This is a genomic window from Halobacterium zhouii (genome assembly GCF_021249405.1).
Lineage (GTDB): Archaea > Halobacteriota > Halobacteria > Halobacteriales > Halobacteriaceae > Halobacterium > Halobacterium zhouii.
This window is the reverse complement of record NZ_CP089593.1, coordinates 2,131,972-2,151,132: the sequence shown is the minus strand read 5'-3', so window position 1 is coordinate 2,151,132 and position 19,161 is coordinate 2,131,972. Positions and strand designations below refer to the sequence as shown.

The window sequence follows — 19,161 nt, the reverse complement described above, 5'->3', positions numbered from 1 at the left end:
CGCGCAGTTCGTTCAGCGTCGAACAGGCAAGTCAGTATCTCTGTGGCGACTCTGGAGGATAGCTGCAGCTACGCAAAAAGAATTGTGGTTTGGATTAAGCTTACTCCTTGCTTACATATTCGCGGACCGGGCTGAAAGCTGTTTTCCCGGGTTCGGGGACAAGTCAGATGTCTGTCGGTAAGGAAAGCAATCAGTTCTGCGTGAGTCGCGGCGAGATAACGTACCGGGCGGTTCCGTCGCTGTCGGCTATCCCAAACTCGACCTCGATAGGCGCTTCCTCGCCGAGTCGGAGTCGAACACGGTGGTCCGCGGGCACGGCGCGCTCGACCGACGAGAGGTACTGCAGCGAGAACAGTGAGCGTGCCACACCGGGGTCGAAGGTGGAACAGTCCTCCTCTGGGACCTCCACGGAGACGGTGTCGGTGTCGCCGTCGGCCCTCGCGTACAGGTGGGTTGCCTCCTCGTCGACGCCGAGTTCCAGGTGGTCGGAGACCATGTCCGCGGCCTCGACGGCCCGCGAGAACGCCGCGCCGTCGGCGGCAACGGTCGCGGTGAACTGGTCGGCGAAGTCGATCTCGTCCGGCGGGGAGCGGATGGCGTCGGGGTCGATGAGCGCGAGCGTGTACGAGAGTTGACCGACGCGAACGTGGAGTGTCCGGGTCTCCTCGTCGAGCGCGAGCCGGACCAGTTGGTCGCGGTCGGCCATCCCGACGACGTCCCGGAGGCGCTCGAGGTCGACGCCCATCGACGTTCCGGCGGCGTCGTAGGCTTCGAACGCGTCAGCGCCGAGGTCGAGTTCCACCAGGCCGACGGTCGCCGGATCCATCGCGGTCGCGGAGAGACCATCTTCGTCGGCACGGAGGACGCACTCGTCGACGAGCGCGTCGAGTGCGTCGAGGGCGGTCTGGAGCGTTCCGGCGGGGGCGATTGCCGAGAACGTGGGGTCGCTGGGTGATTGCGGGTGATTCGCCGCTCGCTGTGTGGTAATGTTCTGGGGCATGGTGTTCGTTGGTGCGCGACTCGCTGGTCGAGTGCGTGCCACTCGCGTGTCGAGTTCGGTCGTGCATTCCACCAATAAAGCCTTTGTCGGATGGTTGCCACTAAAACGGGGGAATAACCGAAAACAGATTATATTTATATGCATGTGGGGAAAGACGTAACTGAATATGGATTATGATGGGTGACGATGAACGCGACCGCGGTGTCCTCTCCGCGGCCGACCGCGAGTACCTGCGAGGCGACCGAGAACTGGCGAGCGTGCAGGCCGAACGGAACGCTCGCGCGAGGATCCGCGACCGAATCTACGACGCGCTTCTCGACTTCGAGGTGCTCGTCGAACACCTCTCCGAGCGCGACCTCGAGTTGGTCTTCGAGAAGCGCACCGCCGAGGCCGACGGCACCGAGGCGTTCGACGCGCTCGTCTCCGCGGTGGCGTTCCTCTACCGCGGCCTCGGCCGCACCGACCTCGACTTCGAGACGGTGCTCCGTGAGGGTGTCAACCTCGCGGAGGCCGCCGACGACCGCGGCGCGACGGTCTCACTCGACGTGACTCACCACGCCCTCGACGCCGACCACCTCCGGCAGAAACTCGCCGAGGACGAGTCGCTCTCGCTCACCGAAATCGCGTACCTCTACGAGTCCGACGACGTCACGCCCGAGGAACTCGCGAAATTCTTCGGGGACTCTCGAATGTCGGAGTTGGACGACGGTCGCGTGCAATCGAAGGTCACGGACTACTGACGGGCGTCGACGACCGCGAGCTTTTTGCTCGGTGTTGTGCTACGCACGCAGTCTATGCCCGACACGGACTCCCCGGTAGCGCTCGCGGCCTACGACGCGCTCGCCGACGACTTCGCCGAAAGCGCGCCGGAGAAACCGTACAACGCCGACCTCGAACGACCCGCGACGCGCGACCTGCTTCCCGACCTGGACGGACTGGACGTGCTCGACGCGGGGTGTGGCCCGGGAATCACCACCGAGGAGTTGCTCGACGCGGGCGCAACTGTCGTCGCTGGCGACGTGAGCTCGGCGATGCTTGCACACGCCCGGGAGCGAGTCGGTGCGCACGCCGACCTCGTTCGACTCGACTTCGCGCAGGGCTTTCCATTCGCCGACGACGCGTTCGACCTCGTGCACGCCTCGCTGGCGTTCACGTACGCTCGCGACTGGGGCACGCTGTTCGCGGAGGTGGCGCGTGTGCTACGACCCGGCGGTCGCGTCGTGTTCTCGACGCAGCACCCGATGGACGACGCAATTCGTCTCGACGTCGAGGATTACTTCGAGACGGAAGCGGTCTCGGAGACGTGGGACGGGTTCAGTGACTCCGTCGAGATGCACTTCTTCCGGCGGCCACTCGAAGTCACCCTGAACACGGTGCTGGACGCGGGCCTCCGAATCGAGCGCGTCGTCGAACCCGAACCAACCGACCGATTCCGCGAGAAGGCGCCTGCGGCCGCCGAGCGGATTCGCGTCCAGCCGCCGTTTCTCTGCGTTCGAGCGCGACTGCCGCCGGCGCCTGGAACCCGGAAGCCGACGGAGTGAAAACCCCGTAGCCCCGAGTCGGGCGTAATGGAGTACGTGGAGTCGCGGCGCGCGGCCATCGAAGAGCGACTCGGCGAGACGGTCGCGTCGGTGGAGCCCGCCGAGCTCGCGGCCCAACTCGAACACGTCTCGCTGGCGGGTGGGAAGCGTGTGCGCCCGACGCTCACGGTGCTCGTCTGCGAGGCGGCGGGCGGGGAGGCCGAGGACGCCCTGGACTTCGCGGTCGGCGTGGAACTCGTGCACAACGCCTCCCTGGTGGTGGACGACATCATCGACAAGTCCGCGGTGCGTCGCGGGACGTCGAGCGCGTGGGCGGAGTACGGCCACGGGCCCGCCATCGTCGCCTCTGACGGCCTGCTCGGGGAGGCCTTCGACATCTTCTCGCGGAACCCCCGGGCCGTGGAGTGCGTGACGGACGCGCTCGTCGAACTGGGGGAGGGCGAGGCGACCGAACTGGTCGACCAGCCGGAGACGGAGGCCGAGTACATGGCGCTCGCGCGCCGGAAGACGGGCGCGCTGTTCCGCGCGGCGGCGGAACTCGGCGCCATCGCGGCGGACGCTGACGGTCGCACGGTCGAGGCGCTCGGCGAGTACGCCGAACGCGTCGGCGTGGCGTTCCAGATTCGGGACGACGTACTCGACGCGACGGCTGAATCCAGTGACCTCGGGAAGCCCGCGGGGCGCGACGAGGAGATGGACCGCCCGAGCATCGTGCGCGTCACCGACCGGTCGCCCGCGGAACTGGACGACCTCGCGGAGGCCGAGGCCGACGCGGCGATGCGCGCGCTGGACAGCCTCGACCTGCCGGCGGGCGAAGCGCGGGCGTACCTCGAGGATCTCGCGGAGTTTGTCGTCTCTCGGGAAACCTGAGAAACGCCAGCACTCGGAATCCGGGGGCTACGCGGCGTCGGCGCGCCACGTCTCCACGACGGCGAACGTGAGCGTGGAGAGCACGCTGACGAGCGTCCCCGCCGTCAAAACGGCGGCGAGTTCGGTGAGCGTGACGTACTCGAGGAAGTACGCCGAGAGCATGTGGAGCACCGCGGCGATGGAGAGCACGTAGAACGGCGCGTTGAGGTAGCGCCACCGGAACTGGTCGGCGAGATACTCGTCGGTGATCTGGCCGAGGCTCGTTGTGAGGCCGGCGGCGGCGAACCACCGAACGGCGCCGAAGGTGAGCGCGGCGACGATGGTCTGTGGCGCGAGGTTGCCGTCGGTTGCGGCGCGCACGGCGGTGAGTTCGTTCGCCGCTTCGACGCCGCCGACGACGAGCAACGCGGCGGCGACGACGTACGTGATGAGTGTCACACTCCCGGTGTACAGGCTCGAGCGGACGCGCTCGACGGTGTCGTCGACGGTGCCCTCGAGGCCGAGGCCGCGGAACAGCGCGTACAAGCCGACGAGCGCGGAGGATAGCCCGAGTACGGCGCCCGGCAACCCGAGGAAGTCGGCGACCACCGCTAGCGGGTAGATGAGCAGCAGGACACCGAGGGGGACGAGAATCGTCCCGCGCGTCTCGGGGTCGTTCATCACCTGCTTGAGCGTGTAGTACATCGACTCGAGGTCCTGGGCCTGCCGCACGACGACGCGCTTGACGGCGTCGATGGGGACTCGCGAGCGGATGACCGGGACGACGGACTCGTCCTGTGCGCCGTCCGTGACGATGACGGCCCGCACGGGGTCGTCGGTCTGGATGGTCGCGAGCACTTCGTCGACCTCGCGTCCGACCCTGCGGTTCGCGGTGACGTCGCCGCGCTCGACGCCGGTGACGGCGGCGACGACGACGTCCTCCTCTTCGGTGCTGTGCTCGTCGTGGATGTGGATACCCTCGAAGAGGACGTTCACGTCGCTGTCCTCGGGGTCGGCTTCCGCCAGCGAGACCGCTGCGTGCTCCACTTCGTTCCGGCCGACGACGGGCGTGGGGATGCCGGTCTTTCGGCCGAGGTCGTCGTCCAGGTCGACGCACAGCACGAGCAGCATTCGCCTGTGGCTACGCGCGACCGGTTTATTTGCTTTCGGGACAGTGTTGTCCCCAACTGGCCACTACTCCTACTTATACAGCGGACGTTACATTCCAGTGAGGTGAACTAACATGACAAGCACAGGCCGTTGGCTCGCCGGAGTGAGCGCGTTGATCGGCGCCTGGATATTCGTGTCGGCATTCCTGTACGAACTACAGGTAGGCCACTTCTGGAACAACGTGATCGTCGGCGCTGCCATCGTCGTTCTCGCCGCCTACAGCGGCTACCAGGCCATGGAGATGTCCGCGAGTCGCGGGGCATCCGGGCTGGCGGCGTTGCTCGGCCTCTGGATGATCGTCACGCCATTCGTCTACCCGGGCGTAGAGGTGACGTGGCTCTGGGGGAACGCTCCGACAGGGGCCAACACGGCTATCCTCTGGAGCGACCTCATCAGTGGCGCACTCGTCGCCGTGTTCTCGGGCTACAACGCCGCACAGGCGGGTCGACCCGAGCGCACGACGGAAGCCGAGCGCGAGACGATGTAGGCAACGTACCGTAACGTGACGTTACGCCACTCGACGCCGGGCGTAATGTTCTCGTTACCACTGAGAGCGAAGCGTAACGGTCATCAACCAGCGGTCTATAGCTATCGGCGTGACGCGGACCGATTCGCCCACGGCGGACCCGTCCGTCGTGGACATGTTCCGGGCGCTTCCCGTCCGGAGTCTCGTGCTCTCGGTAATCCCGGCTTTCATCGCACTGCTACAGGGTGTGAACGTCGCAGTCAACGGACTCCCGCTCCAGTACGGCGCACCGTTCGCGCTGATGATGCTCACGTGTTCGGCCGCAGCGACGCGTCAGAATCTCGCGTCGTTCCGGACGCGGACCCTCGAGGACCGCTGGATGGACCAGCGGGTGTCCCGGTAAGTAACGCGTCGGTCAGTGCGGACCCGACAGCTGGTCAGAGCAACGACCGCCGGTGACCGGTAACTGCTCGTGAACGAGCGAGCGCTACCGGTGTGTGTCGCGACGGGGACCTGGGCGCTCGAGGAAATTCACACGCTTTTTCAGCCTCGGGCGAGTAGACGGCTCACTGAATGATCTCCGAGGGCTGCGAGCAGTGCGCGAAAGGCGGGAAGATGGTGCTGTTCGTCTACGGCTACTGCGATCAGCGCGATTGTTTCTACTGCCCGCTCGGGGAGAACCGGAAGAACGTCAGGCAGGTGTACGCGAACGAGCGCCCGGTCGAGGAGGACGAGGACGTCATCCGGGAGGCAAAAGCGATGGACGCTCTCGGCACCTCCATCACGGGCGGCGAACCCCAGGAGGCGATGGACCGGACGTGTCGCTACCTCCGCCTGCTCAAAGACGAGTTCGGCGAGGACCACCACACGCACCTCTATACGGGCATCACGGGCGGCCGCGAGAACATGCGCCGACTGAGCGAGGCCGGTCTGGACGAGATCCGGTTCCATCCGCCGTTCGAGCAGTGGGGCGACCTCCACGGCACGGAGTGGGAGGACATCCTCTACATCGCCCGCGAGGAGGGACTCACACCCGCCTTCGAGATTCCGGGCATCCGCGCCGAGGATGAGTTCTTGGAGTTCTTAGATGAGGGCGCGGCGGACTTCTGTAACGTCAACGAGTTCGAGATGAGTCAGGGGAACTACGAGCGCATGCAGGAGGCCGGGTTCGAACTCCAGGAGGACCACATGAGTGCCGTCGACGGGTCGAAGGACGCCATCCTCGAGGAGATGGCGGACCACGAGAAGGTGTACTTCTGCACGTCCGTATTCAAGGACTCCGCCCAGCACCGCTCCCGACTCAAACGCATGGCCAAGAACGTGCGCCGCGAGTTCGACGAGGTGACCGAGGACGGCACGCTCGTCTACGGAAAGACCCGCGTCGACCCCGACCGAATCGTGAACCTCGGCGTTCCAGAGGAGTTCTACACGGTGAAGTCGGACCACGTCGAGGTGGCGTGGTGGCTCCTCGAAGAGATGGTCGAGGACGGCGACGTGGCCGACGGGGAAATCGTCGAGCAGTACCCGACGTACGACGGCCAGGTCGTCGAGCGGACGCCGTTGGCGTAACGGTCTTTTCACTCCTAATCAGTGCCTGTGGTCCGGTAGCACCCGTCAAACAGAGCGAAGTGCGTATGTCAGGTCTGGAGACGTATCGTGGACCCTCGCGAGGAATCACTCGAACTCGTTTCGTCCCGGCACGACGACTGGCTGGAGCGTTTCGCTGCGGAGCACGACCGTGTCGCGTTCGTGCTCGCGGACGCCGGGCTCGCGGACGACCTGGTGCGCATCGAACACGTCGGTTCGACAGCGGTGCCAGATCTCGCGGCGAAGGACATCGTCGACCTGGACGTCGTCGTCGCCGATAACGCCGTGTCCGAGGTGTCGAGCGCCGTCGAGGCGGCGCTCGGCGGCAGCAAATTCGAGAACAGCGACGCGTGGCACCCGGTCTTCCGAGAGGACGATGGCCAGCGGTTCAACGACCACGTGTTCGCGGCATCCAGCGAAAGGTGGAAGATCAGCGTGGCGACTCGCGAGATATTTCGGGAGCGCTCGGACGTGCGCGAGGAGTACGAGCAGTTGAAGCGCCGACTCGCCAACGAACACGACACCCTCGCGGATTACTCGCAGGGAAAGACGGCGTTCATCGAGGACGTACTGCGCATCGCCAGCGAGAGCAAGGATGTGACACTGCCGTTCGACGCGCCGGACGACTGGTAGTGGTCACGTGTGGGATGGACGCTGTTGGGGTAGTCCAGCATTCGCGCCACAGGCGCGATTCACTCCGCGAACGGAGAGCAGAGGCCGAGGAACCCCCGGGGTTCTCGTGAGCGAAGCGAACGAGGGCTCGTCAGAGCTTTGCTCTGACGGTGGGGGTGACGCTGTGCTTTTGGCCGAGCTTTTGCCGAGGCGCGGCGAAGCCGCGCCCGTGGTCCGAAAGACGGCTTTGCCGTCTTACGTCATCTCGACAGGCGCGAAGCGCCTGTCGGCGACAGCGCAAAAGGTCGCTAGTGAAAGGTCGTTCGCAAAGATTTAGACTACTGAGCCGTAATCGGGTCGTATGCCCGAGTGCCCACTCGCGGACGAGTGCCCCAGTTTCCAGGAACAGATCGAGGGGATGGGGTGTCAACATTACGGCGACCGCGGTGGGATGGAGTGGTGTAACCACTACAGCCAGCCCATCGAGGACCTGAAGACGGCGCCCGTCGTGCCCGGCGAGGAGGTCGTCGTGGAGGTCGACGACATGCACGAGAGCGGCGCTGGCGTTGGTCACCACGCTGAAACCGGTTTCATCATCATGGTCGACGGCGTGCTGCCGCCCGCTCGCGTGAAGGTCGAAGTGTCGAAGGTAAAGTCGAATTTCGCCCGCGCGGACCTCATCGAGAAACTCCCGGAGGTCGAGGACGAGGACGAGGGGGACGAAGAGGACGAGGCGGCCGAGGATGACGACGACGAGGAGGAGGAGTCCGGAGACGACGGCCCGGAGCGCGAGCGCCTGGGCAGTCGCGAGAACTTCTGGGGGAGCTAGGGCGCTCCACCGGGCGTTACTGGAAGTCCTCGACCGTGAGGTCGGTGGTGTGACGGAGTTCTCCGTCCACGACGACCGGGACTGATTCGTTTTCGAGGTATTGTTCGAACTGCTCACGAGGAAGTCGTTCTGTCCGCGTTGTCCAACCAGACAGCATCGCCTCCTCTCTCGAGTACATTGTTGTGATGAGAGCGCCGAGGCCGTTCTCAGCCTGGGGATAGTACCGGGCTGTCGCCGGAACTGGATCGGTGTCGGTGTCGATGTGAGTCGTATCGTACGAGTAGAGCACCGCTGAACCGTCGACGCTCTTCCGGAGCGCGAACGCGTCGTTGCCGAGAATCGTGTACCGGTCGCGGTCGATGCGCGTCGCTTCGAGCGCGTCGAGGGCGGCGTACAGCGGGAAACCGGCGTCGAGCAGGAGGGAGAATGCGTTGCCGACCCGACTGGCTTCGACGTCGGTCACGTCGTCGACGGTGACGATGCCGCCGAGGCTGCCGGCGGTGAGCAGCGCGCGCCCCTGTTCGTAGGAGCGACAGCCGTTGAGGAAGAACGCGTCGACGCCGGTTCTCGCGACAGTACGGGTGTCGAGTTCGCCGTCCGCACACACCATACCGGCGTCGGTGACGTGGCCGACGAAGTGGAGGAAGTCGGTGTCCTCGGCGAGCGCCGCGCGGAGTTCGCTCGTGGAGAGGTTCTCTGAGACGCGGACATCGGTTTCGTCGAGGGCATGGCCGCCGTAGCCGCTGATTTCCGAGTCACGGAAGCGGGCGTCGTTGTAGACGACGTGGATGTCGAGAGGGTCGGTGCTCGCCGTTCGTTCGAGCGTGCGGGCGTACGAGCCAACGGTCGGTTTCGCGGCGCCGACCGGGAATCCCTCGGCGATCCAGGCGTGACCCGGCGTGTCGGTGTACTCGGGCACGACGACGGGTCGTGAGTCGGGTCGCGGAGCGGTCTGATTCGACGATGAGCGGGCCACGCTGTGCTCGTCGTAAAACGCCCGGAGTGCGTCGGGTTCGGGGGTAAGCGACCGCGTGTTACGGGCGGGCGCGGGGCTCCGGACGAGCGGTAGTCCCCTGAGCACGTACGGGAGCGCCGGGGCGTACTCGGGGTTGGGGTCGACGTCGACGGTCCGGTGCCAGTCGAGTAGCCCCCGCGTCGCTTCGCGCGGGATGTCGAGGTACGCAGCAGTTCGCTCGGCGAGTGATAGGTCGTACAGTTTGCCGTAATCGATGTCGACGCGCTCGTCGAGTTCGTCCGACGCGGGCGTACGCATCGGGTAGAGGCCGGCGGACCGGATCACGCAGTCGAGCGTGAACGCGTGTTGGAGGAAGTTACGAACGCCGTCGCCGAACGAGTCGCGGTCGAACTCGCGCGTGTGGCCGTCCGCGACGAGTCGCGGCGTCGACGCGGGAACGAGTGTTGCGCCGAGGTAGAACGCGAGCGGCGCGGCGGTGTAGATGGCGCTGTACTCGGGCGGCAGTTCGAGCGTAACGCCCGTGTCCGGTGGTTCGGCGGCCGCGGGGACGTCGAGTTCGGCGCCGAATTCGAGTGCGGGTGGGTGGCCCCGGAGCGTCGGCCAACTGCGCTCGGGACTGGTGGTCTTGAGCGCAGAGCCGAACGTCGAGACGGCGCGTATCAGGTCGCGTGGGTCGTCGGTGGTCGTCACCGTCGCGGCGGGTTGCTCGTGGTGTGACCGGAGACCGAGTTCTACGTGGACCGTGGACCCGAACTCGAGGTAGATGTGGTTCTCGGCGTACCGAGCAGCGACGCTCGTGTCGCTCACCCGGACGTACAGTTTCACCGCGGGTGGCGAGACGTCCACCTCGTAGCGTGCTGGCTCGAGACGCTCGACGTCGTCCTCGGACGTGACCCGGTGAACGACGTCGCCGTCCTGCCAGAACGTCGCGGTGGTGAACAGCGGTAGGTGGAGCTCGGACGTTTCGATGGCGACTGCGGTGTCCACGGGCATCTCGAAGCCGTCCGTCGAGACGGACGTTGGCTCGACGGCGCGGTCGGTGTACAGGTCGAACTGCTCGCCCTCTACGGTGTCGCTGACTTGGACGCCGTCCTCGTCGCCGAGCGGGTCGACTTCGATCGTCACGACCGACCACCTCGTCCGGTCGTCGGCCGTAGTTCCATGTCCGTGAACTACCGGTGGTGGGGCAAAAGGGTTCGGACCGCCCCGGGGTTTTTGCGGGGGCGCGACGTTTCCGCGGGTATGAACGGGGACGTTCCGGACGCCGACGCGGTGCTCGCGCGGACCGGGTTCGACGCCGCGGACAGCGCGCTGACGCGCCGACAGGCGGAGGTGCTGGCGCTCCGAGAGCGCGACGTGACCCAGGCCGACGTCGCCGCGCAACTCGGCACGTCGCGAGCGAACGTCTCGAAGGTGGAGGCGAGCGCCCGCGAGAACGTCCGGAAGGCTCGTGAGACGGTGGCGTTCGCGGACGCGCTGGGGGCGGCGGTGCAGGTCGAGATACCGCCGGGAACCGACCTCTACGACGTGCCCGGCGCGGTCTTCGACGCGGCGGACGAGGCGGGCGTGAAGGTGTCGCTGCCGGCGCCGGAGTTGCTGGCCCATGTGGGTGACGCGGCGGATAGCGCGGTGGCCGACCGAGAGGTCCGGACGCGCCTGCTGGTGAGCGTCACAGCGTCCGGCGATGTCCAGGTACGGGTTGCACCCGAGGAGTAGCGGCTGGACCCTCGGGCGACGAATAGGCTTTGAGGCAGGCCACCGACCTTCCGGACATGGACCTGGAACTCGACGGCGACGCCGCGCTGGTCACGGCGTCGACCAGTGGCCTGGGGAAGGCGAGCGCCGCCGCACTCGCCCGCGAGGGCGCGAACGTGGTCGTCTGCAGTCGGAGTGAGTCGAACCTCGACGCGGCGCTCTCTGACCTCCGCCCGGAGGCCGTGGGCGACGTGGAGGGCGTCGTCGCGGACGTCACCGACCCGGACGACGTGGAGGCAGTCGTCGAAGCGGCCGTCGACGCGTTCGGCGGCCTCGACCACGTCGTCACGTCGGCGGGTGGGCCGCCGAGCGGGTCGTTTCTCGACACCCGGGAGCGCGACTGGTACGAGGCGTACGACCTGCTCGTGATGAGCGTCGTGCGCACGCTGAAGGCCGCACACTCCCACCTCGTGGACGGCGGCGGCACCGTCACCTGCATCGCGTCGACGAGCGTCGAGGAGGCCATCGACGGCCTCGTGCTGTCGAACGCGGTGCGGCGCGGCGTCGTCGGACTCGCGAAGACCATCGCTCGCGAGTGGGCGCCCGACGTGCGCGCGAACGTCGTGATGCCCGGCACGCACGAGACGCCGCGCATCACCGACCTCGTGGAGCAGGGCGTCGAGCGCGGCGAGTACAGCAGTTTCGAGGCGGGGCTGGCGGACTGGACCGACGACGTCCCGCTGGAGCGCGCCGGAAACCCCGAGGAGTTCGGGAACGTCGTGGCGTTCCTCGCGAGCGAGCGCGCTGGGTTCGTGAACGGCGCGAGCGTTCCGGTGGACGGCGGTCGCATGCGCGGATGACGGTCGACGAGTCTGGGCCGGCAGCTGACGAGTCCGAATCGGTGGCCGACGCCCCGGAGACGACGGCAGTCTCCTGGAGCGGCGGGAAGGACTGCGCGGTCGCGCTACGGGAGTTGCGCGACGACGCCGAGGTGGCCGTGAGCGAGTTACTGACGACCGTCCGCGCGGACGTCGACCGATCCTCGATGCACGGCGTGCGCCGCGAGCACCACGAGGCGCAGGCCGACTCGCTCGGGCTACCGCTTCGCGTGGTCGAACTCCCCGCGGACGTCGAGAACGACGAGTACGAGCGGACGATGCGCGAGACGCTCGACGCGATGGCGGGCGACGGCGTGGCGTCGGTGGCGTTCGCTGACCTGTTTCTCGAGGACGTGCGCGAGTACCGCGAGGCGAACGTGGCGGACAGCCCCGTGTCGGGCGCGTGGCCGCTCTGGGGGCGCGATACCGACGAACTCGCCCGCGAGTTCGCCGCCGAGTTCGACGCCGTCGTGGTCTGCGTGGACGACGACGCGCTCGACGAGTCCTTCGTCGGTCGGCCGTTCGACCGCGAGTTCCTCGCGGACCTCCCGGAGTCAGTCGACCCCTGTGGCGAGTACGGCGAGTTCCACACGTTCGTGCGCGATGGCCCCGGATTCGAGTACAAGGTGGACGTGGAACCAACCGACCGCGTCACGAAGACGGTCGGCGACGGCGAGTTCCACTACTGCGAGTTAGAATAACCCCTCGCTGCGGAGTTCTGCGACGAGGTCCCGGACGCGCTGGGCGTCGTCTTTCGGCACGACCAGCACGCGGTCGTCGAACGCTGCGACTACGAGGTCGTCCGCGCCCACGACCGAGACGTGCTTGTCGTCGCTCGCGATGACGTTCCCGGTGGCGTCGAGCGTGAGCGCGTCCCCGAGCGTGGCGTTTCCGCCCCCGGCTTCTGTGTCCTCGTTCAGCAGGCGGGCGAGCGCGTCCCACGCGCCGACGTCGTCCCACTCGAAGTCGGCGGGTACGACGCGCACGTCGCCTGCGCGTTCCATGACTGCGTAGTCCACGCTCACGGGGTCGACGGCGGTAAACGCGTGCTCCGGGTCGCCCGCGTCCAACCCCTCGACGACCGGCGCGAGCGGGCCGTCGCTGGCGGCGTCGAGGAACGCGCTGGGCGTCCACGCGAACATCCCCGCGTTCCAGAGGCAGCCCCGCTCGACCAGTTCCTCGGCGGTCTCCGCGTCCGGTTTCTCGCGGAACTGCTCGACCTTCCAGTGGTCGCCGTGGTCTTCGCCGCGCTCGATGTAGCCGTACCCCGTCGCCGGGCGGTCTGGTTCGACGCCGAGCGTGACGAGCGCGCCAGTCTCGCTGGCGACCGAGACAGCCGTCTCCGCCGTCTCCCGGAAGCCGTCGCCGACGACGTGGTCGCTCGGCAGGCAAAGCATCGTCGCGTCTGGCGCTCTCGTTTCGACTTCGCTAGCGGCGTACGCGAGCGCCGGACCGGTGTCTCTCCCCTTGGGTTCGACGAGCACCGTCGCCTCGGGTACCTCCTCGCGCACTCGGTCAACGAACTCCTCGCGGGTGACGACGAACAGGCCGTCCGCGAACGCGGCGCGGTCGGCGGTGCGGCGGAGCAGGCTCCGGTCGTCGTCGCCGAGCGCGAGGAACTGTTTTGGCCTGTTGCTCCGGGACGCGGGGTAGAGCCGAGTGCCAGTGCCGCCCGCGAGCAGGACCGCGGCGGTCGTCGGTGTGTCGTCTCCGCCGCTGTCCGCTCCTGAATCGTTCACCACGTTTCTACGCTCCCGTCGCGGACGTCCCGCAGGCACCCCTCGCAAGCGGGGTGGTCGGCGTCGTAGCACGCCGGTTTCATGTCGTCGTCGAGTTTCACGGCGCGCCGCTCGGCGTAGCGCCGGCAGACGATTTTCGCGCGTCCCTGGTCGTCCTTCGGGATGTCGGCGTCCACGCGCCCCTCGCTGTACGCGCGTTTCGTCTCCTCGAAGCGCCGGCCGGCCTTCCGCGCGACCCGGCCGACGAAGGAGTCGTCGCCGTCGTCTGTCATCAGACGTGCGTTGGGCGGCGCGCGTTATAGGCCTGTTCCGCATCTTCGCGACCCTCGGACGAGATTTCTCGCCGGTAACCTGGTGTGCCGGCGCGTACAACCCAACCAAGGCTACGGAGCCCCACGTTCGAGATATGACGCACGTGACAATCGAGTACTGCGTGCCGTGTGGACTGCTCAGCAACGCCGTCGAGACGCAGCGAACGCTCCTCGAAACGCACGGGCAGCGCCTCGACGGCGTGACCCTCGACACCGGTGACGGCGGCGTCTTCGAGGTGCGCGTCGACGGCGCCACGGTGTACGATAAGAGCGAGGAGGGGTACGACCGGGACGCAATCGTCGAGCGGGTGGGGGACCGCCTGGACTGACTGACGGTCACAGCGACCTCGTTCTCGCCTCAGCAGTCGTCGGCCAGGTGGTCCTCGCCCCAGTCTTCCAGCGCGCCGACGACCGGTTCGAGCGAGCGACCGCGCTCGGTCAGCGAGTACCGCACGCGGACGGGTTTCTCATTCTCGACCGTGCGCTCGACGACGCCCCGGTCCTCGAGATCCTCGAGGCTCTCGGAGAGCACCTTGTTCGTGACGTCGCCGAGTTCCTCGGCCAGTTCGCCGAACCGCAGCGAGTCGCGCTCGAGGAGGCGGTGGACGACCACCGGGTTCCACTTCCTCCCGAGCACCTCCATCGTGCACGTGACGCCACACCAATCGTCGTCGGCGCACCACGACGCGACGCAGTCGGACGCGCTCGACGCTGTGTTCATCTGCGGCGGTTCTCTCTCGCGGCGCATAGTCGTTGTCCCGTACTACCGAGAAAAGACACGCGCCAGCGCCGCACTCGACAGCATCTCCACGACGCCGAACGCGACCGCCGGCAGCGACGCGACCGCCGGGAGGCCAGCGGCGAGCACGAGCGCTGCCGCGACGGCGAAATCCCGCATCCCCACGGAGAGCGTGGTCGCGACGCGCGTCGGCCGTTCGGTTCCCGCCCCGAGCGCGTAGCCGACTCCGTACCCGAGCGCGTTCAGCGCGACAGCGCCGACTGTCACGGTGGCGAGCAGGCCGGTGTTCGAGCGCACGAGGTGGGCGTTCGCGGCGGCGACGCCCGCCAGTATCAGCACCACCATCGCGGCGCTCACGCCGGGGTAGACCGCGTCGTGCTCGCCGACGCGCTCCGGGAAACGGGCGCGGAGCGCGATGGCGACGGCCATCGGCGCGACCACCGCGAGCGCGAGCTGTTCGACGACGACCCCGGTCGGAACCGAGAGACTGCCGGCGGCGAACGTGGCGAGCGCGGCGGGGATGAACGCGAGGCTGCCGACGCCCGTGACCACGAGCACGGTAGAGGCGAGCGCCGTGTCGCCGTCCGCGAGTTCGGTCATCACGGGCGTGACGAGTTCGGGCGTGACCGCGCCGAGCACGACGAACCCGGTGACGACGGCAGGGCGGAATCCGAGCGCGGTCGCCACGCCGAACGCCAGCACGGGCATCAGGAGGTGGCCGGCGAGCGGGCGAGCGAGCGCCGAGGCGTCGATTCGCCGGAACTCCGCCGGGGAGAGCGTCAGCGAGACGCTGCCGACCATCACGGCGAGAATCCCGGTCGAGTAGCGCGTGATGCCGGCGAGCGCGGGAAACGCGACGCCCGCGAGGACGGCCGCCAGAATCCACGCGAGGAGGTAGTCCTCGACGAGTGCACTCGCGCGGCCGATAGTTCGGTTCACGCCACTTCCCCATCGAGCGTTCCGCCGCCGAGTGTAAGCGAGAACCCACCGCCGGTCGACTCCTGCATTGCCGATGCTACTCATCCGGGGAACGTCAGTGTACGGCCTTCGAACGGTAACGACGTTACTCCGGGGAAATCAGAGCGGTCGTCAACGCCGGCTGGAAAGCATCCAGACGATTGCACGACGGCGACCGAGAGCCACCTGGTTCTTCCACTTTCAACCCACTCACGACAATTTAAATAGGATCGCGCACCAACAACGATACGTCTCCCACCGAAACACACGCGGAGACAGAAACCACATGAGCGACGTTTCAGACACCGCTCAGGAGATCCACGACGAGTTCTCCGAGCACCTCGACGTGTCCGTCGAGGACGTAGAAGAACGGCTGAACCGACTTGTCAGTGACTACAAGGTCCCGCTCGACGAGGCCAAACGCTCCGTCGAGAACCACTACCTCGAGGAGGCGGGACTGGACCGCGACGACTTCGCCGGTGGCGGCGGCAACGAGACCGTCCAGGTCGAAGACGTCGAGGAGGACGAACAGTGGGTGGACATCACCGCGAAGGTCGTCGAACTTTGGGAGCCGAGAAGCGACTCCGTCGCGCAGGTCGGCCTGCTCGGCGACCCGACCGGCACCATCAAGTTCACGAAGTGGGCCAAATCCGACCTCTCCGAGATCGAGGAGGGGAAGGTCTACCGCCTCGGGAACGTCGTCACCGACGAGTACCAGGGCCGGTACTCCGTGAAACTCAACAGCACCACCTCCATCACGGAAGTGGACGAGGAGATGGAGGTCGGCGACAACGAGGACGAGGTCGAGGGCGCACTGGTGGACATCCAGTCCGGCAGCGGCCTCATCAAGCGCTGCCCGGAGGAGGACTGTACGCGCGTCCTCCAGAACGGCCGCTGTTCCGAACACGGCGAAGTGGAGGGCGAGTTCGACCTCCGCATCAAGGGCGTGCTCGACGACGGCCGGGACGTCCACGAGGTCATCTTCGACGAGGAGGCGACCGAGAACCTCACCGGCATCGGCCTCGAGGAGGGCAAGGAGATGGCGATGGACGCCCTCGACACGACGGTCGTCGCGGACGAGATGCGCGACCTAGTGCTCGGGCACTACTACCGCGTCCGCGGGCCGACCCTCGGTCGGTACGTGCTCGCCAACGACGTCGACGAACTGGACGCGCCGACCGACCCGGAAGCCGTCCTCATCAAAGCGAGGTCGATGTAGATGAGCCAGGCACCCACCCGCGAAGTCGCGCGACGCGTCTTCGCCACCGAGTTCAACGACGCACAGTTCACGTTCAAGGAGTCCGACGACGAGCGAGCGCCGCTGTACGCGCTCCTGCCGACCGGCGAGTCCGCGAACCGCGTGTTCGTCGTCGGCACCCTCACCGAGACCGAGGACATCGGCGAGGACTCCGAGTACTGGCGCGGCCGCGTGGTCGACCCCACCGGGACGTTCTTCATCTACGCTGGCCAGTACCAGCCCGACGCCGCCTCGATGCTGCGCGAACTGGACACGCCGACGTACGTCGCCGTGGTCGGAAAACCGCGGACGTTCGAGACCGACGACGGGTCGGTGAACGTCTCCCTGCGCCCGGAGTCCATCACCGTGGTCGAGGAGTCCACCCGCGACCGCTGGGTGGTGGAGACCGCCGAGCGCACGATGGACCGCCTCGCGGCGTTCGACGAGGAGGGCAACGAGTACGCCGAGCGCGCGAAACAGGAGTACAGCGAGGATGTCTCGCCGTACCGCCGCGCCGTCCTCGAAGCGCTCGAGGACTTCGACAGTGAGAGCGCCGACGGTGGCAACGCCGACGACGCGGAAGCGGAGCCGACGCCGGACGCGTAACCACCAACGGCGGCGGCCCCCGGCGGAGCCGCGTCGGACGCTGCGCGTCTGACGAACCCTTAAGACGCTCCGCTCTCGTTTTCCCGGTAACATGGGCAACAAGAACAAGACAATCTCGTTCCGCGTGAACGAGGACGCGTTCGACGCGCTCCGCGACATCGCGGAGGAGCGCGACCTCTCGCTCTCTGCGGTGTTCCGCGACTACGTCGACTCCCTGGTCGCTCACGACGGCCAGGTGCGGGTCGTCCCGGAGAACGAGGCGTCGGAGACCGACGGCGAGGCGTTCCCGCCGAAAGTCGAGGTGCCCAAGAGCTTCGTGCGTGAGCACGAGCGCCTCGAACTCGAGGCCCAGCACCTCCGCGACCAGCTCGACGAACACAAGGGGTACATCAATCAGTTGCGCGAGCAGGTCGACTCCCAGGACGACGTGGACGACGTCGTCCACCTCGACGACCTGGAGGACGACACCGACGACGAGCCCTATCAGCTAGGCTGATCGCTCAACGCGTTTTCTTCGTTCGTCACGAGTACGCCGTCCGGTTCGCCGCCTTCAGCGCGACGGCGCCGAACAGCACGAACGCTCCCGCGCCCAGCAGCACCGACACCCACCAGTTCCGGGGCGACGCGAGATACGCGCTCGTCGCCGCCGCCACGCAGAGAAACGCGGTCCCGAGCGCCATCGCAGAGAACGCCTCGAACTCCATTTCGTGTCAGCGATTCCGCCGGAATTGTAAATAACTATCTACTGTCCGACACGGAGCGGTAATCGCGTTACCGAGTGAGTTCCCGTTTCTGCTCGGTGGCGCGCTCGGCGGCCTCGCGGTTCCCGTCCACTTCGGCGAGGTCCTCGACCGCTTCGAGCGTGCGCACCGAATTGTCGAGGAACGAGTAGAGGTCGCCGGGGTACGCGTACACCATGTAGTCGTCGGTCATCACGGACACCATCGACTCCGGGTCGAGGTCCTGCGCGCGCAGGTCGAGCAGGTACCGGATGAACTTCCGCTCCGGGTGGCCGCAGTACGGGTTCGAATCGCAGCCACAGTCGAGGAAGTCCGTCGCGAACTCCAGGACCTTCTCCTGGGTCGCCTCGTTCAACTCCGAGAGGTCGCCCTGGAACAGCACGTCGAGGGTCGCACCGCTGAACGCCCCTTTCGGGAAGCGCGTCCCCAGTTGGGAGGCGATCTGGCGGTGGTTCTTCACGTAGATCTTGTCCGTGACGGCCACAGTCGACTCGGTGTAGGGGTGTGCGCTGGAAAAGCGTGTCGCGTCTAGGCGTGGTGTTCGTGGTTGACCGAAACTGAACCGCTCTCTTCGACGCCCCCGAAAGCCCCTGGCCGTCTCGCGGGCGCTGCGCACCATCCCGCTCGTTCGCTACGCTCCCTCGCGGGAGCCCTGATGCGCAGCGAGTGAGGGCTCCGCCCGCGATACGGCCAGCCCCTTTCAGTCCCACCCCGGCCGCTGGTCAGTCTGAGAGATGCCGGCTGGTCGGCCGGCAGTAACGCGCCGAGAGGTCGAATAGGAGAAACTGCCTACTCCGCTTCTAGTTCGTCGAAGAGGTCGCTAACTTGGTGTTCAACGTCGTCTCGGATTCGGGCGACCTCGTCGGGAGACCGGCCGTCCGGGTCGTCTAAGTCCCAGTCGCGGTTCTCGCCCGCCCAGCCAGCGGGGCAGACGTCCTCGGCCGAACAGCCCATCGTAATCACGTAGTCGGCGTCCCGGACTTCCTCGAACGTGACCTCACGGGGCATGCGCTCGGAGACGTCGACGCCGGCGTCGCTCATAGCGTCGACGACCTCCGGGTGGACGTGGTCGGCGGGCCGGGTTCCGCCGGTCACGAGGTCGATGCTGTCTTCCAGACCTCGGGCGGCGCGCTCGCGCTCTGCGAAGGCGTGAGCCATCTGGGAGCGGCCCGCGTTCTGCACGCAGACGAAGGCGACGGTGGTGGTCACGTGACCACCTCTCGGCGGGC

25 protein-coding genes are annotated in these 19,161 nt (G+C 67.0%); 15 read left to right on the top strand and 10 right to left on the bottom strand.

The genetic code is table 11. The features are described from left to right. Positions 1 to 190 precede the first annotated feature (190 nt). Positions 191 to 1,000: a DNA polymerase sliding clamp gene (locus LT970_RS11310; RefSeq protein ID WP_232686579.1), complete on the bottom strand. Its 810-nt coding sequence runs from the start codon at positions 998 to 1,000 to the stop codon at positions 191 to 193. 176 nt (positions 1,001 to 1,176) lie between these two features. On the opposite strand from LT970_RS11310, the gene LT970_RS11305 reads away from it, so the two are divergent. Genes LT970_RS11305 through LT970_RS11295 form a run of 3 tightly spaced genes read left to right on the top strand, consistent with a single transcriptional unit; the run spans position 1,177 to position 3,411 of the window. Beyond that, positions 1,177 to 1,740: a DUF8102 family protein gene (locus LT970_RS11305; protein WP_232686578.1), complete on the top strand. Its 564-nt coding sequence runs from the start codon at positions 1,177 to 1,179 to the stop codon at positions 1,738 to 1,740. Between the two features lie 54 nt (positions 1,741 to 1,794). Then, positions 1,795 to 2,541: a class I SAM-dependent methyltransferase gene (locus tag LT970_RS11300; RefSeq protein ID WP_232686577.1), complete on the top strand. Its 747-nt coding sequence runs from the start codon at positions 1,795 to 1,797 to the stop codon at positions 2,539 to 2,541. Between the two features lie 27 nt (positions 2,542 to 2,568). Further along, a complete protein-coding gene (locus tag LT970_RS11295) occupies positions 2,569 to 3,411 on the top strand; it encodes a polyprenyl synthetase family protein (protein ID WP_232686576.1) in 843 nt (280 codons plus the stop codon). Between the two features lie 27 nt (positions 3,412 to 3,438). Here the strand turns inward: LT970_RS11295 and LT970_RS11290 are convergent, their stop codons facing one another. Beyond that, positions 3,439 to 4,521, bottom strand: coding sequence for a DUF373 family protein (locus LT970_RS11290; protein WP_232686575.1), 1,083 nt, complete (start codon positions 4,519 to 4,521; stop codon positions 3,439 to 3,441). Positions 4,522 to 4,633: 112 nt separating this feature from the next. Here LT970_RS11290 and LT970_RS11285 point away from each other — a divergent pair, with 112 nt between their 5' ends. From LT970_RS11285 to LT970_RS11265, 5 genes are all read left to right on the top strand, one after another. After that, on the top strand, positions 4,634 to 5,047 hold the full coding sequence (locus LT970_RS11285) for an SPW repeat domain-containing protein (protein WP_232686574.1): 414 nt from the start codon (positions 4,634 to 4,636) through the stop codon (positions 5,045 to 5,047). A gap of 109 nt (positions 5,048 to 5,156) precedes the next feature. Beyond that, a complete protein-coding gene (locus LT970_RS11280) occupies positions 5,157 to 5,429 on the top strand; it encodes a hypothetical protein (RefSeq protein WP_232686573.1) in 273 nt (90 codons plus the stop codon). A 170-nt stretch (positions 5,430 to 5,599) separates the two neighbouring features. Beyond that, positions 5,600 to 6,595, top strand: a complete 996-nt coding sequence (locus tag LT970_RS11275) for a radical SAM protein (protein ID WP_232686572.1) — start codon at positions 5,600 to 5,602, stop codon at positions 6,593 to 6,595. An 87-nt stretch (positions 6,596 to 6,682) separates the two neighbouring features. After that, a complete protein-coding gene (locus LT970_RS11270; protein ID WP_232686571.1) occupies positions 6,683 to 7,246 on the top strand; it encodes a GrpB family protein in 564 nt (187 codons plus the stop codon). Between the two features lie 340 nt (positions 7,247 to 7,586). Further along, a complete protein-coding gene (locus tag LT970_RS11265) occupies positions 7,587 to 8,054 on the top strand; it encodes a TRAM domain-containing protein (RefSeq protein ID WP_232686570.1) in 468 nt (155 codons plus the stop codon). Positions 8,055 to 8,070: 16 nt separating this feature from the next. Here the strand turns inward: LT970_RS11265 and LT970_RS11260 are convergent, their stop codons facing one another. Then, a complete protein-coding gene (locus LT970_RS11260; RefSeq protein WP_232686569.1) occupies positions 8,071 to 10,155 on the bottom strand; it encodes a hypothetical protein in 2,085 nt (694 codons plus the stop codon). 117 nt (positions 10,156 to 10,272) lie between these two features. Here LT970_RS11260 and LT970_RS11255 point away from each other — a divergent pair, with 117 nt between their 5' ends. The 3 genes from LT970_RS11255 to LT970_RS11245 are packed head-to-tail and all read left to right on the top strand — an operon-like array spanning position 10,273 to position 12,304. After that, positions 10,273 to 10,746, top strand: a complete 474-nt coding sequence (locus LT970_RS11255; RefSeq protein WP_232686568.1) for a Tfx family DNA-binding protein — start codon at positions 10,273 to 10,275, stop codon at positions 10,744 to 10,746. A gap of 56 nt (positions 10,747 to 10,802) precedes the next feature. Continuing rightward, a complete protein-coding gene (locus LT970_RS11250; protein ID WP_232686567.1) occupies positions 10,803 to 11,585 on the top strand; it encodes an SDR family oxidoreductase in 783 nt (260 codons plus the stop codon). Continuing rightward, complete coding sequence (locus LT970_RS11245) at positions 11,582 to 12,304, top strand: Dph6-related ATP pyrophosphatase (RefSeq protein ID WP_232686566.1); 723 nt, start codon at positions 11,582 to 11,584, stop codon at positions 12,302 to 12,304. Before LT970_RS11250 ends, LT970_RS11245 begins: the two co-directional genes overlap by 4 nt. On the opposite strand, the gene LT970_RS11240 is transcribed toward LT970_RS11245, so the two are convergent. Together LT970_RS11240 and LT970_RS11235 are read right to left on the bottom strand one after the other, a co-directional pair. After that, the gene (locus tag LT970_RS11240) at positions 12,296 to 13,342 is read right to left on the bottom strand and encodes a mannose-1-phosphate guanylyltransferase (protein WP_232686565.1); all 1,047 of its coding nucleotides are present in this window, start codon (positions 13,340 to 13,342) and stop codon (positions 12,296 to 12,298) included. The genes LT970_RS11245 and LT970_RS11240 overlap by 9 nt on opposite strands. Further along, complete coding sequence (locus LT970_RS11235) at positions 13,339 to 13,614, bottom strand: DUF7091 family protein (RefSeq protein ID WP_232686564.1); 276 nt, start codon at positions 13,612 to 13,614, stop codon at positions 13,339 to 13,341. The genes LT970_RS11240 and LT970_RS11235 overlap by 4 nt, the downstream gene beginning before the upstream one ends. Positions 13,615 to 13,748: 134 nt before the next feature. Between LT970_RS11235 and LT970_RS11230 the strand changes: the two genes are divergently transcribed. Then, the gene (locus LT970_RS11230; RefSeq protein WP_232686563.1) at positions 13,749 to 13,982 is read left to right on the top strand and encodes a SelT/SelW/SelH family protein; all 234 of its coding nucleotides are present in this window, start codon (positions 13,749 to 13,751) and stop codon (positions 13,980 to 13,982) included. 29 nt (positions 13,983 to 14,011) lie between these two features. Here the strand turns inward: LT970_RS11230 and LT970_RS11225 are convergent, their stop codons facing one another. Together LT970_RS11225 and LT970_RS11220 are read right to left on the bottom strand one after the other, a co-directional pair. Continuing rightward, positions 14,012 to 14,374, bottom strand: coding sequence for a winged helix-turn-helix transcriptional regulator (locus tag LT970_RS11225; protein ID WP_232686562.1), 363 nt, complete (start codon positions 14,372 to 14,374; stop codon positions 14,012 to 14,014). A 42-nt stretch (positions 14,375 to 14,416) separates the two neighbouring features. Continuing rightward, a complete protein-coding gene (locus tag LT970_RS11220; protein ID WP_232686561.1) occupies positions 14,417 to 15,331 on the bottom strand; it encodes a bile acid:sodium symporter family protein in 915 nt (304 codons plus the stop codon). A 304-nt stretch (positions 15,332 to 15,635) separates the two neighbouring features. On the opposite strand from LT970_RS11220, the gene LT970_RS11215 reads away from it, so the two are divergent. The 3 genes from LT970_RS11215 (at position 15,636) to LT970_RS11205 (ending at position 17,688) form a co-directional block, all read left to right on the top strand. After that, positions 15,636 to 16,568: a replication factor A gene (locus LT970_RS11215; RefSeq protein ID WP_232686560.1), complete on the top strand. Its 933-nt coding sequence runs from the start codon at positions 15,636 to 15,638 to the stop codon at positions 16,566 to 16,568. Further along, positions 16,569 to 17,192, top strand: a complete 624-nt coding sequence (locus LT970_RS11210; RefSeq protein ID WP_232686559.1) for an RPA family protein — start codon at positions 16,569 to 16,571, stop codon at positions 17,190 to 17,192. Between the two features lie 91 nt (positions 17,193 to 17,283). Next, a complete protein-coding gene (locus LT970_RS11205; protein ID WP_232686558.1) occupies positions 17,284 to 17,688 on the top strand; it encodes a DUF8146 domain-containing protein in 405 nt (134 codons plus the stop codon). 25 nt (positions 17,689 to 17,713) lie between these two features. Here LT970_RS11205 and LT970_RS11200 read toward each other — a convergent pair whose 3' ends face one another. The 3 genes from LT970_RS11200 to LT970_RS11190 form a co-directional block, all read right to left on the bottom strand. After that, the gene (locus LT970_RS11200; protein ID WP_232686557.1) at positions 17,714 to 17,896 is read right to left on the bottom strand and encodes a hypothetical protein; all 183 of its coding nucleotides are present in this window, start codon (positions 17,894 to 17,896) and stop codon (positions 17,714 to 17,716) included. Between the two features lie 67 nt (positions 17,897 to 17,963). Next, positions 17,964 to 18,416, bottom strand: a complete 453-nt coding sequence (locus tag LT970_RS11195; protein WP_232686556.1) for a DUF5814 domain-containing protein — start codon at positions 18,414 to 18,416, stop codon at positions 17,964 to 17,966. A gap of 305 nt (positions 18,417 to 18,721) precedes the next feature. Then, complete coding sequence (locus tag LT970_RS11190) at positions 18,722 to 19,141, bottom strand: arsenate-mycothiol transferase ArsC (RefSeq protein ID WP_232686555.1); 420 nt, start codon at positions 19,139 to 19,141, stop codon at positions 18,722 to 18,724. Between the last annotated feature and the right edge of the window lie 20 nt (positions 19,142 to 19,161).

Excerpts from the sequence above, each read along its gene's own strand:
- LT970_RS11285 (WP_232686574.1), top strand. The coding sequence starts at position 4,634 with ATGACAAGCACAGGCCGTTGGCTCGCCGGAGTGAGCGCGTTGATCGGC.
- LT970_RS11200 (WP_232686557.1), bottom strand. The coding sequence starts at position 17,896 with ATGGAGTTCGAGGCGTTCTCTGCGATGGCGCTCGGGACCGCGTTTCTC.
- LT970_RS11245 (WP_232686566.1), top strand. The coding sequence starts at position 11,582 with ATGACGGTCGACGAGTCTGGGCCGGCAGCTGACGAGTCCGAATCGGTG.
- LT970_RS11290 (WP_232686575.1), bottom strand. The coding sequence starts at position 4,521 with ATGCTGCTCGTGCTGTGCGTCGACCTGGACGACGACCTCGGCCGAAAG.
- LT970_RS11255 (WP_232686568.1), top strand. The coding sequence starts at position 10,273 with ATGAACGGGGACGTTCCGGACGCCGACGCGGTGCTCGCGCGGACCGGG.
- LT970_RS11205 (WP_232686558.1), top strand. The coding sequence starts at position 17,284 with ATGGGCAACAAGAACAAGACAATCTCGTTCCGCGTGAACGAGGACGCG.
- LT970_RS11310 (WP_232686579.1), bottom strand. The coding sequence starts at position 1,000 with ATGCCCCAGAACATTACCACACAGCGAGCGGCGAATCACCCGCAATCA.
- LT970_RS11215 (WP_232686560.1), top strand. The coding sequence starts at position 15,636 with ATGAGCGACGTTTCAGACACCGCTCAGGAGATCCACGACGAGTTCTCC.
- LT970_RS11305 (WP_232686578.1), top strand. The coding sequence starts at position 1,177 with ATGGGTGACGATGAACGCGACCGCGGTGTCCTCTCCGCGGCCGACCGC.
- LT970_RS11230 (WP_232686563.1), top strand. The coding sequence starts at position 13,749 with ATGACGCACGTGACAATCGAGTACTGCGTGCCGTGTGGACTGCTCAGC.
- LT970_RS11300 (WP_232686577.1), top strand. The coding sequence starts at position 1,795 with ATGCCCGACACGGACTCCCCGGTAGCGCTCGCGGCCTACGACGCGCTC.
- LT970_RS11210 (WP_232686559.1), top strand. The coding sequence starts at position 16,569 with ATGAGCCAGGCACCCACCCGCGAAGTCGCGCGACGCGTCTTCGCCACC.
- LT970_RS11295 (WP_232686576.1), top strand. The coding sequence starts at position 2,569 with ATGGAGTACGTGGAGTCGCGGCGCGCGGCCATCGAAGAGCGACTCGGC.
- LT970_RS11225 (WP_232686562.1), bottom strand. The coding sequence starts at position 14,374 with ATGAACACAGCGTCGAGCGCGTCCGACTGCGTCGCGTCGTGGTGCGCC.
- LT970_RS11250 (WP_232686567.1), top strand. The coding sequence starts at position 10,803 with ATGGACCTGGAACTCGACGGCGACGCCGCGCTGGTCACGGCGTCGACC.
- LT970_RS11235 (WP_232686564.1), bottom strand. The coding sequence starts at position 13,614 with ATGACAGACGACGGCGACGACTCCTTCGTCGGCCGGGTCGCGCGGAAG.
- LT970_RS11275 (WP_232686572.1), top strand. The coding sequence starts at position 5,600 with ATGATCTCCGAGGGCTGCGAGCAGTGCGCGAAAGGCGGGAAGATGGTG.
- LT970_RS11265 (WP_232686570.1), top strand. The coding sequence starts at position 7,587 with ATGCCCGAGTGCCCACTCGCGGACGAGTGCCCCAGTTTCCAGGAACAG.